Raw genomic sequence first — 12036 nt, forward strand, 5'->3', positions numbered from 1 at the left:
AGGATGAACTTAGAAGATATACAAAAATCCTATGGCGTAATTGTAAGTTTAGGAGGATTGTGTCAAGTCACCAACCAAATCAAAAGACACAATTTAAGAACATTTTCTGGACCTTTAGATTGGTTTTATTATCCATCACTTTCAGATGTAAACAGATTACTTCAAAATCGATTTAAAAAATTTATGAAGTTGGAAAATATGGTTATAGAAGGTTCAGAAAGTTACGGTCTTATTGAATCAGAATTTGATAATCAAATTAAATGGGCAGAACGAATTACCTACTGTATAAAGGACACTTATTATAATTGTTTTTCAATGCATGATTTTCCTATTAATTCAGAAAAGGATTTGAAATCAACCTATCCTTCTTTTAAAGCTAAATTAGACACTAGAATTAATCGATTCCTTGAAAAAATAAATAGTAGTGAATCCATTTTATTCATTAGAATTTGGGGAAATCGAGATGAAGCGATTGAATTACAAAACGTATTATCTAAAATTACAAATAAGGATTTTAATATCCTTATTGTTAATTTCAAGGAGGGTATATCTAATATTGTTGAACAAAATTGGGGAATATCGAGGGTTTGTTCAATTGAACTCCCACGTTATCAGGATAGATGGGAAGGTGATGATTCCGATTGGGATGTTATTTTAAACAAAATAACATTAACTTAATAATTTTCTTCTTACTTTTAACATGATTTGGCCCGTAAAATCAAATAGGTGTAGAGAAATAAAATTCCTGTCTAATTGATACACACTTAATTAACAAAACGTTCATATAATAATTCGTAAGTCCTTCTTTATTGAATAAATAGTTCTTTACAAAATTAGTTCCATCACTAGAGCACCTTTATGCGGTGCTCTTTTTTGAATTTATAAAATGTAAAAATAGTTGTTCCATTTTCCTTCAAATGGCTAATTCCCTTTGTTATTCTTCTGTTGATTTCTGTATAATCATTTATGCGATCAGCATATTCTGCTTATGTAGTGCATTCACGACTACTTACTTCCATACTTTATCTTATATTTTGTCTTCTTGGATATTTCATTATAAGCTTCTTCAATTCCCTTGATTTCCTTCCCCTTCTTTTATCTTAAGAACAAGCAATTTCTTTCATTAATATTAAATAAACTAAAGCATAGATTTTAAAAGAACCTAATTTACATATAATTAATGATAAACTACAATATGTATTCTCCACGTTTAATCAACATCTGAATTATAAATCTAACATATTTTTTTTAGTTGATTGTCATTATGGTACAACCGTGTATACATTTACCAAACAAACTACATAGTTTAAATTAGTAAAATATATTGAGAGGAAGGAAATAAATCTATGAAAGTCATAATTTTGTGTGGCGGAAAAGGGCTTCGGATGCAAGGAATTTTAGAGGACATTCCCAAACCATTAGTTCGAGTTCAAGGAAAGCCTCTCCTCTTGCATATAATGAATTGGTATAGAAAATATGGACATTCTGATTTCATTTTGCCCTTAGGATATAAAGGTGAGAAAATTAAGGAATATTTTATGGACTTTAGCTGGAAAGAGAATGACTTTAGTTTGAATTTTAAAACCAGTCAATATACGCTACTTCAGAAATTAGAAAATTGGAATATACACTTTATAGATACAGGAATTGATACAATGACCGGGGCAAGACTAAAAAAACTTGAATCCTTTGTACAGGGTGAAACCTTTTTATTAACTTATGGTGACGGATTAGCCAATATAGATATTGATCAACTAATAGCATTCCATAAAGAAAAAGGAAAAATTGCTACATTAACTGGAATTAAAAAAAATAGTCAATACGGCCTATTGGCGGTCGAAGATGGAATTGCTATTGATTTTAAAGAAAAACCATTACTTGATGAAGTAATTAATGGCGGTTTTTTTGTATTTAACAAAGAAATATTCGATTATTTAAGTAATAATGATGATTGTGTTCTAGAAGAAGATCCTCTTCGAAATTTAATAAAAGACAATGAGCTCGCAGTCTATGAACACAATGACTTTTGGGCTAGTGTCGATACACCTAAAGATTTAAAAACTGTAAATGAAAGTTGGAATCCAAATAAATTTTAGTGGAGAGGACTGAATAAGCATTGAACTCTAATGATAAAAAAATAAGTTTACCTCGATTGTATATCCCCTCTAATGAGAAAATGGTTAACCCACTTTCAACAGGAATTAAAGCTTCAAATCTCTCCAAAAAAAATACTCAAAAAAGAATTGATCCCCAATTCTATAATCAACAACATGATCTAAATAATCATTTCTGCGTCATTGTAGGTAGTGAGTATGTCTTGAAAATTATTGCTTTACAGCAATCATTAATGCAGTACTCAGAAAAATTCACATTGTGGATTTGTTGTATAGATCCTTTTGCATATTCACTATTAAAAGAAATGAGTTTAATTAATGTAAACCTTTTACAAGTTGAAGAATTGGAAGATCGTGAACTAAAAGCAATTAAGAGAAAAAGAAAAGTAAATGAATATTGTTGGACTTTAAAATCTGTCTTGATAGAATATTTATTGGTCAATTATGATTTACCATCTATTCTATATTGTGATGGTGATTTATGCTTTTTCTCTGACCCTAATATTATTTTTGAGGAATGGGGTGACCATTCTATTTTCCTAACCCCCCAAAGAGATCGTGATTGGGTAGAAAAAATGTATGGAAAATATCAGGCTGGTCTAATTGGATTTAAGAATGATCTCTATGGACTAAAAAGTGTAAGATGGTGGAAAAATAAATGTATAGATTGGTGCAGTGCCGAGGCTGAGGAGGGGAAATTTGGAGACCAAAAGTATTTAGATTATATCCCTATATATTTTCCAAAAGTAAAAATTTCAAATAACTTAGGTATAAATGCTGCACCTTGGAACTGTATATATAATAACGATTATAAAATTGACAAGACTAAAAACGATATATTTATTGAAAACGACAAACTAGTTGTTTACCATTTTGCATGTATTACTATCTTTACTGAAAATGATTTTGATCTTTGGTCTTTGGGAGAAATTTCAATACCCAATAATATATTAAACCATATTTACACTCCGTATTTAGAGAGAATTCAATTTGTTTTAAAGCAATTAAAGGATAAATTCAATAAAGATACTAAACAATTTTTAAGTAAAAAAGATATAAATAAAGCTCAAACTTTATATAAAGATTCACAATTAAGAAGAAAAATGAATCAATCCAATCATTTTATGAACTTTTCCATGATTATAAGTAAAGAACGATTAATCCAAGGATTGACTTCTTATTATTCCTTAGAAAATTTCAACGCTAAATTTACTGTATGGATTTGTTGTATGGATGATCTAACGTATCAAATATTAGAGAAATTAAAATTAAAGCACGCCATACTAATTCCGGTAAAGGATATTGAAAATCATGAACTCCTCAGTATAAAAAATGATAGAAGTTTACAAGAATATTGTTGGACATTAAAAGCGCCCCTATGTCTACATGTCCTTAGTCTTTATCCGGAAGTTGATCACATTATATATTGTGATGCTGATATGTATTTCTTTACAACACCTAATATCATTCTTGATGAATGGTGGAAGTACTCTGTATTCCTTTGCCCTCAAAGAAGCTCTACTGAAATTGAAAGCATACACGGTATATACCAAGCTGGTTTAGTAGGCTTCAAAAACGATCAAAATAGTAAAGAAATTTTAACATGGTGGAAAGATAAATGCCTAGAATATTGCAATAATCAATATGATGTTGAAATGAATAGATGGGGTGACCAAAAATATTTAAATCACATTCCTAACATCTTTTCTAATATAAAAATTATGACTCATAAAGGTATTGATGCAGCACCTTGGAATGTCATTTTAAATAGCAGTTCTATATCCAAAACAGATAATAAAGTTTTTATTGATCAAGATGAATTAATAGCTTTTCATTTTGGAAGTATGCAAATTATTAATCCAAATGAGTTCGATTTATGGAAACAAGAAACTTTAGAATTACCTCCAGCAGTTTTAGATTATATATACATTCCTTATATTGAACAATTGAACAAGACATGTCATACCCTTCATAATACTTTTCAAAAATCTCCCTCCTCTTTATTTGCTGACCAAATTGATACAACAACAATAAAAAATTATTTTAAATACCCCTCCCCTCATCACAATTAAGACTGATACTTTCCTTATTTAAAAATAAATCTATTTATTTCAGCAACTAAAAATACATCTTAATAAAGGATAGATTATCACTATGATTGCTTCATTTAAAAATAAAACTTTCCTTATTACTGGTGGATACGGTTTTATTGGTTCTCACTTGGCACGAAGACTTTTAAATTTACAAGCAAAAATTGTTCTTTTCATAAGAACACCATCAAATTCTTGGAGACTAAAGGATATTCTAAAATATATTGAAACCTATGAAATAGATATACGAGATAAAAAACAAGTACAAGATGCAATAAAGAAAATTAATCCCGATTATATCTTTCACCTGGCAGCCTATGGTGTAAATTCTGCCCATACAGATTACATCCATGCTATAGAAACAAATGTTATAGGGACTTGTAACATTATTCAAGCAGCAAAATTGGTGAATTGTAAAAAAATCATCAATTTTGGGAGTAGTTCTGAATACGGTAACAAGATGGAACCTATTCATGAAAATATGTTACTAACTCCTGTGGACATCTATGGAAGTACCAAAGCTGCTGCTACTATACTCGCCCATCAAATTGCTAGCGAAAACAATATTAATCTTATAACATTAAGACCTTTTGGCATATTCGGAGAAGGCGAAGAGCCGCATAAAATTTTTAGCTATATAATCTTGCGAGTATTACAAAACAAAGATGTAAATTTAACTTTATGTAATCAATTAAGAGATTATTGTTATATAGAAAATGTAATAGATGCCTGTATCCTAGCAGTAGAAAATACTACTGTACAAAATGAAATCTTTAATATTGGGAGCGGCACTATTCACCCCTTGAAACATTATGTAGAATTATTATTCAAACATTTGAAAACCAATTCCAGACCAAATTACGGTGCAATTTCCTCTAGAACAAATGAAAGATGGGTTCCTGAAGCAGATGTGCAAAAAATAAAAAACTCTCTTTCTTGGGAACCTAGAATTAATATTGAAGAAGGAATTATAAAAACTGTTAATTGGTATAAAAATAATAAACATTTATACCTAACCCCCTAAAAATAGGGTACTAAAGGAGGTGGACTAATTGTTAAACCGAAACTTTAATAATGCTTTTTACGGAAAAAGAATTTTAATTACTGGACATACTGGTTTTAAAGGTTCTTGGTTATCCCTATGGTTGAATGAATTAGGTGCTGCTGTAATCGGATATTCATTAGATCCTAAAAATAAAAATGATAACTTTAACATTACTAACCTTCAAAATAATATAATTGATATTCGTGGAGACATTAGAGATTTTAATAAATTAAATAACGTTTTTACAGATTATAAACCTGAAATTGTATTCCATTTAGCTGCCCAACCTCTAGTTAAGTATTCATATGAATATCCTAGAGAAACATACGAGGTAAACGTTGTAGGAACTATGAATGTACTAGAGGCAATTCGATTACATGAATCAGCTAAAATAGGAATTATGGTGACAAGTGACAAGTGCTATGAAAATAAAGAATGGCCTTGGGGTTATCGTGAAATTGACCCTATGGGCGGCCATGACATATATAGCTCAAGCAAAGGATGCTGCGAACTTTTAATTTCTTCCTATCGTAATTCTTACTTTTCAGAAGAAAAATTTTCTCAACACAAGAAAATAATTGCAAGTGTTCGAGCTGGTAATGTAATTGGTGGTGGTGATTGGTCAATAGATAGAATTATTCCCGATTGTATACGAGCATTAGAATCAAACAAAAAGATTATTATTAGAAATCCTACTGCTATTAGACCCTGGCAACATGTACTAGAACCTTTAAGCGGGTATTTACTCCTTACAGAAAAAATTATAAATAATGGTATCCTTTTTTCAGGAGCATGGAACTTCGGGCCATCCCTAAGCAATATTGTTTCAGTAGAAAAATTAGTGACAAGTTTACTAGACATTTGGGGCTACGGGGATTGGACAGCAGAAAATATAGGTACAATAAATTTTCATGAAGCAAATTTACTAAACCTTGACATTAGCAAAGCAAAATTCAATCTTAATTGGCAGCCAAAATGGTCCCTACAACAGACTTTAGAAAATACAATAGAATGGTATAAACATTATAATTCTTACACCAGTTCTGAGATGAGAAATCTATGTATTAGCCAAATCAAACAATATTGCATGCTTTGAACTACTCCCACTTACCCATACTTGCTGTGAGTTCCTTATGGAGGGAGTCTTCTTGGTTAAAATAATAAAAGATACATTAATTTTTATAGTCTAAATTATAAACCTACTATACCTAAAATTATGTGATTGTCCATTAACAAAAATTTTATTTCTTCGGTTATTTCAAATCAACTATTGACATTATATTGAAGAATAAAGGAATCACGTATTTTTCTAGTGATTCCCTTGTTCTGAGAAAATAATGTCTTGCTTTAACGACAATACAGTATATGTGATTATTAATTTATTTGTTCTAGTTATGAAAAAATCTATTCCTGTCAAAAGAGCTTTCTTCAAAGAAAAACTTCCTTTTTTTTTTTACTTATCCTACTCGAAAAGTAAATAATGTTATTTTTCAGATAATTATATCTACTATTTATAGAATTACACTGAGCTTTAACAAGTTTATGCTTATATATTGATTCTCTTATTTATTATCACCAATGTTGATGAATTTATGCATAGCTTATTCTATACACAAATAGCTTTTTGAATTATCTTTTCAGAATAAATAAAGGAGACTTTCTCTTTTATGCACTTTCCCCTTACCAATCTTAAATTTCCCTTTAATCAACAATAAGAACAAATCTTCAATATAGTACATCTTCTATAAAATAAAACCATACGTAAGATAATTTTACTATTACAAATAATGACATAGTCTGTTTCACCTTTTACATTATCTAAAAAAGAACTTGTAGGAATTCTTACAAGTTCTTTTTTATTTCCTTTATTCTCTTCTTATTTACATACGCAAGATTTATACATTTGGTGGTGATACATACTATATTTATCCGATAAAATAATCTAAAAATTAATACATAATTGATCGTTTTAAGAAAAAGAAATTTCATAAATCTTCAATCACAGTTCTTAGTTCACCTAATAGAACGTATAAAGACTCATATCATCTTTTGATTATTTTTGGATGTTTTATTCTACGTATATTCGACACAAATTGATTGTTTTTTATGAATTTTCTTGAAAAATATTGTAATATCACTCCATTTTTTCTTCTATTTTGTTATGATGTTTATAATTAAATTGGATTAGGATTTTTTTAGAAAATGGGGGCGTATATTATGAGTGTCTCAGTAAAAGGAAATGAGCAATTAACCTCTCTATTGAACGACTGGTATCGATCTATGCTATCTCAGCAAGTTATAAAAGCTACTAATCTAAAAAAGAAAATTGATGAAAAAATTAATAAGTTAAGCATTGAACCGAATCAAGAGCATCAGGATCAAAATTTGTTACTATACTATTCACTACTCGAATTTCGTTACAAGGTCTTAACAGATAGCCTTGGTATTCAACAAAATAGTTTTGATACTATTAGCGATTATGATATGCCTACAGATCAATTTCTACAATTCTATTATCATTTTTTCAAATCCATTCATTCCACTTTTATATCAAATTATACTGAGGCAGAGGAACATTATAAACTAGCAGAAAAAATATTGGTAGCTATACCAGATGAAATTGAACACGCCGAATTTTACTATAGAATTGCTACTTTCTATCACCATACCTATAACAATCTCGCTTCTATCGAATACGCAAATAAATCGAGAGCAATCTTTTCAAAGTACGAAGGTTATGAAGTAAAAACAGCCTTTTGTAATAGTTTGCTAGGTGGTTGCTGCATCTATTTAAAACAGTACGAACAAGCAGAAGAATATCTACATTGTGCAATTGATTTACTACAAAAAAATAGGGAAGAAGATTCCTTGTTATACGTAAAAAATACTATGGGGTGGCTGTATTCTGATCAAAGTATGTCTACTTTAGCTATTCGTCACCTTTCAGAAGTAACAGAGAAAATCCCTACACACTTCAAGGCCATCTTCCTACAAGCTAAGGAACATTATAAGTTAGGAGAACAATCAACGGCCAGCCAACTCATTGATAAGGGACTACAGATTTGCAGAGAGATTCATAACGAAGAATATACACACCACTTCTCTATTTTAAAAAAATTAAACGAAAATATTCCATTGGAAGAATTAGAAAAAATCATTCAAGAAGGAATCTTATACTTTGAGGAAGAAGAATTATGGGAATATGTTGTCGAATACGCCGAATTATTTGCCACAAAATGTAGACAATTAGAGAACCACCAAAAAGTAAGTGACTATTTCCATATTTGTTATCAAGCAAGACAAAAATCAATCGCAAAAGGAGTGTTAAAATAATGAAAAAAATTAGCTTATTATTATCAAGCATTGCTTTTATTGGGGTATTAACGATGGGAATTTTTCAGTTTTCTAAAACAGATCAGCTTGCTACTCATGGGCATTATCCTGCTCCTTCATATAGTGTTGGCGATTATGGTGGTGCACCACCACAAATTTAATGTAAATGTATTTAAAAACCCTCCAAATGGAGGGTTTTTAAATGGCTTATCTGCCTGTTCAATACGCATAGAGAGTACATATTATACTTATTTACTATGTTATAAGATTTTTCATTTCCACTCTGTAACAAGATTCTAGCATTCTCTCCTAGAATCTCAACTTAAATCTTAAATCCACCAATTAACTCTTGAAGTTCTTCCGCCATCTGTGCTAATTGTATTGCTGAAGAATTTATCTCTTCCATAGAAGCATGTTGTTCCTCAGATGAACCAGCTATCGTTTGCATACTTGAAGAATTTTCTTTTACAGCCAGCTATTTGATCAATCGATGTATCGACTTTCATTGCATCAGTAGTCATTGTATTAGATAGTTCCACCATACCATGCACTTTTGACACAATATCATTTGCAGATTTTGAAATCTCATAAAAACTTTGTTTTGTATCGTTAGCAACTTTAATTCCCGACTGTACTTCTACGCCTACTTCATTCATAGCTTTTACAGTCTCATATACGTCTGCTTGTATTTCCTTAATTAAACTTCCAATTTCCATTGAAGATTCGGATGATTGCTCCGCCAACTTTCTAACTTCATCGGCAACAATTGCAAATCCTCTCCCCTGTTCCCCAGCTCTAGCTGCTTCAATCGCTGCATTTAATGCTAATAAATTTGTTTGTTCCGCAATATTTTGAATCGCTTCTAATATACTGCCAATTTGCTGTGATTTCTTATCTAATAATTTTATGACATTATCGGATTGAGAAACAGAGTGATGGATAGACTGCATTTGTGTTACAGTTTGTTCTACTAATTGTTCACCTTCATTGGCTTTTTGTTTAGTGTATATGGATGAAGCCGATACTTCAGAAGCATTCTCAGCTACGTATTGAATATTTCGTGTTACCTCACCAATTAATTCAGCTCCAGACTCAACTTCATTATTTTGAACCTCTGCACTGTTCGAGATTTCTTCCATCTCTTTTGTAATTTGTTCTGTCGCAACACTTGCTTGCTCTACACTAGCAGTTAGTTCCTCAGAAGACGCAGCTACATGTCCTGCAGATGTGTTAATTTGAGAAATAATATTACGTAACGACTCTGCCATTGTATTGAAACTACCACCTAATTGACCAAGTTCATCCTTTGAACGAATATCTATTTTCTCGGTTAAATCTCCTTGACTAATTCTTTGAGCTGAAATGACTAATTGTCTTAGTGGAGTAATTATAGATTTGAGTATGAATAGAATTACAATTCCACCTAACAATAATGAAGCACCTATTATAGTGAGCGTTTTATAAAAAATAGGATTGGTAGCTTCTTCAATTTCTTTCGTAGGCATTACGCCAGCTATTTTCCAACCTGTTTTTTTATTTGTCTTAAAGCTTATGTTTCGATCTTCACCATTGAGGCTATAAGTAATTACTCCATCTTCTGTCTTGTACAATTCATCCACTAAAGTTTTATCTAATTTCTCTCCAGGTTTTAGTGATGGATGAACAACTATAGTTTTATCTTGACTAACTATAGATACAAATCCTTGCTTCCCAATTTTTATCATTTTGGATGTTTTTACGATATCTTTAATATTCAAATCTACGCCAATGACACCACTTTTATCTGCATTCTGCTTTGCAATTGCAATTACCATATTTCCTGTAGACTTTGATTTATATGGAGATGAAACAATAATCTCTCCATCTGCTTTTACTGCATCCTTATACCAACTGCTTTCTAGCGGATTAAACCCTTCTGGTATTTTTCCAACAGGTGCATGAATAAATTGATTGTTACTGGATGCCGTATAAATCGTTTCTATCTCTGGATGTAACTGTATATATTGATCAAATTTATTCTGTACATTTTGCGATTGTTCAGGATTATAATCCCCTTGTGTGAGTACCTTTGCAAAATGAGTGATATCTGTATGCTTATTTTCTAATTCATCATCAACAATCTTATCTAAAATACTTATATTATCTTTTGCTGATTGTAGAATTGTTTCATTAAGATCTGTTTTTGCTTTATTATAAGATGATACTCCTACGATAAGGCTTGGTATAATTAATATTGCTATAAATGCCATAGACAACTTCGTTTTAAGCTTTATTTTCCCCAATCTTTCTTTTATATTAAACACTAGCTACTTCTCCTTTTCATTTTTACTACTTATATAGTTTATTTAAATTTTTCTCCTTTACTTTTCCACATTCATTTATGGTACCATTCGAAATGAAACCACAATTACATCCTATTATCCGTACTTTATAATTTAGAGATTTAATTTTCACAGACAGAGTTTTATCTGCCCTCCTTTCGAATATGTTATTTTTCTAGATTCAGCAATTATTAGACTACGAATTATTCCAAATAAACTTGATGCAACATATACTTCATTTAAAAAATAATTATTGGATTTGTTTGGATAAAAATCTAGTTTAGCGCTAATCCAATCGGATGAAATTCTTACCATAATACATTCACTAAACATAAATAAGTAAATTTATTTCTTTTAATACTTATATTTAACTGCCTTTTAACCATTCTAACTGTATTATTTCATCGTTTTATCTATTTATTACAACCACTTTTGTATTATTGAATCACTAAACTATAAATTCTAAATAGGAGAATAAAATAAATTAGAGAATTACATTGTAACACATATATATAAGTTGTTAATATTAAAATTTAAAACTTTACTATTTTTCATATGCAATATTACATGCGAAAAGCCATAATTTTTTTGTTATACTATGCATGTGGATTTTTCATCCAAAATCCACCCAAACGCATATTTATGTATATGCCACCCTAATTGATGAAAGTGAGAAGAGTGTTTATCATTTTTCTCACTTTTTTATTTAGGCTCTGTTAATATTGATTATTGATAAAAAGTATTAAATAAGGGAAGACACCTTAGAGTTGGTGCTTCCCTTATTTGTTGATTATTCAAATCTAAAATAGGTATTTTCTAAACCTATTCTTTGCTTTAATGTTCTGCCCAAAGCATAATTATTTGGTAATTCTTTTTCAATGACACAAATAATATAACCTGCTTTTCCTGTTGTTAAATTAGTTAGTTGTAAGTAGTTAGTGTTGTCGTAGATATAAGAAATAATATATTCATAGAAATTATTTTCTTTATCTTCTCTATTCATACCAACATTGTACACCCTAACTCTTGCTCCTACCCAAATTTCCTCATCATCATCAACATTACTTAAAGGCATCCATTTCGAGTTATCCAATATTTCACCCTTTTCTTAATTCATTCGTTTATACACGAAT

8 protein-coding genes and 1 pseudogene are annotated in these 12036 nt (G+C 30.2%); 7 read left to right on the top strand and 2 right to left on the bottom strand.

What is annotated here, in order from left to right; all coding sequences use genetic code 11:
* Positions 1–3 precede the first annotated feature (3 nt).
* The 7 genes from ACS2CR_RS15305 (at position 4) to ACS2CR_RS15335 (ending at position 8743) form a co-directional block, all read left to right on the top strand.
* Entirely contained in the window at positions 4–678 is a 675-nt protein-coding gene (locus tag ACS2CR_RS15305) for a papain-like cysteine peptidase (RefSeq protein WP_053513963.1), read from the top strand.
* Positions 679–1346: 668 nt separating this feature from the next.
* Positions 1347–2096 (top strand): sugar phosphate nucleotidyltransferase, encoded by a 750-nt coding sequence (locus tag ACS2CR_RS15310; protein WP_000864432.1) that lies wholly within the window; start codon positions 1347–1349, stop codon positions 2094–2096.
* A gap of 20 nt (positions 2097–2116) precedes the next feature.
* Entirely contained in the window at positions 2117–4186 is a 2070-nt protein-coding gene (locus tag ACS2CR_RS15315) for a hypothetical protein (protein WP_053513961.1), read from the top strand.
* Between the two features lie 82 nt (positions 4187–4268).
* The gene (locus tag ACS2CR_RS15320) at positions 4269–5228 is read left to right on the top strand and encodes an NAD-dependent epimerase/dehydratase family protein (protein ID WP_000561952.1); all 960 of its coding nucleotides are present in this window, start codon (positions 4269–4271) and stop codon (positions 5226–5228) included.
* Positions 5229–5256: 28 nt separating this feature from the next.
* On the top strand, positions 5257–6345 hold the full coding sequence (gene rfbG, locus ACS2CR_RS15325) for a CDP-glucose 4,6-dehydratase (protein WP_053513959.1): 1089 nt from the start codon (positions 5257–5259) through the stop codon (positions 6343–6345).
* Positions 6346–7466: 1121 nt separating this feature from the next.
* Positions 7467–8582 (top strand): Rap family tetratricopeptide repeat protein, encoded by a 1116-nt coding sequence (locus ACS2CR_RS15330; RefSeq protein WP_000116962.1) that lies wholly within the window; start codon positions 7467–7469, stop codon positions 8580–8582.
* Positions 8582–8743 carry a hypothetical protein gene (locus ACS2CR_RS15335; protein WP_053513957.1) on the top strand — a complete coding sequence of 54 codons (162 nt, stop codon included), beginning with the start codon at positions 8582–8584 and terminating at the stop codon, positions 8741–8743. Before ACS2CR_RS15330 ends, ACS2CR_RS15335 begins: the two co-directional genes overlap by 1 nt.
* Positions 8744–8904: 161 nt before the next feature.
* Here the strand turns inward: ACS2CR_RS15335 and ACS2CR_RS15340 are convergent.
* Together ACS2CR_RS15340 and ACS2CR_RS15345 are read right to left on the bottom strand one after the other, a co-directional pair.
* A pseudogene (locus ACS2CR_RS15340) lies at positions 8905–10885 on the bottom strand (methyl-accepting chemotaxis protein).
* A gap of 808 nt (positions 10886–11693) precedes the next feature.
* Positions 11694–11978: a hypothetical protein gene (locus tag ACS2CR_RS15345; protein ID WP_002062883.1), complete on the bottom strand. Its 285-nt coding sequence runs from the start codon at positions 11976–11978 to the stop codon at positions 11694–11696.
* Positions 11979–12036: the final 58 nt, after the last annotated feature.

It is taken from the genome of Bacillus cereus group sp. BceL291, assembly GCF_051776705.1.
GTDB classification, from domain to species: domain Bacteria; phylum Bacillota; class Bacilli; order Bacillales; family Bacillaceae_G; genus Bacillus_A; species Bacillus_A cereus.

Excerpts from the sequence above, each read along its gene's own strand:
- ACS2CR_RS15345 (WP_002062883.1), bottom strand. The coding sequence starts at position 11,978 with ATGCCTTTAAGTAATGTTGATGATGATGAGGAAATTTGGGTAGGAGCA.
- ACS2CR_RS15335 (WP_053513957.1), top strand. The coding sequence starts at position 8,582 with ATGAAAAAAATTAGCTTATTATTATCAAGCATTGCTTTTATTGGGGTA.
- ACS2CR_RS15320 (WP_000561952.1), top strand. The coding sequence starts at position 4,269 with ATGATTGCTTCATTTAAAAATAAAACTTTCCTTATTACTGGTGGATAC.
- ACS2CR_RS15330 (WP_000116962.1), top strand. The coding sequence starts at position 7,467 with ATGAGTGTCTCAGTAAAAGGAAATGAGCAATTAACCTCTCTATTGAAC.
- ACS2CR_RS15305 (WP_053513963.1), top strand. The coding sequence starts at position 4 with ATGAACTTAGAAGATATACAAAAATCCTATGGCGTAATTGTAAGTTTA.
- ACS2CR_RS15310 (WP_000864432.1), top strand. The coding sequence starts at position 1,347 with ATGAAAGTCATAATTTTGTGTGGCGGAAAAGGGCTTCGGATGCAAGGA.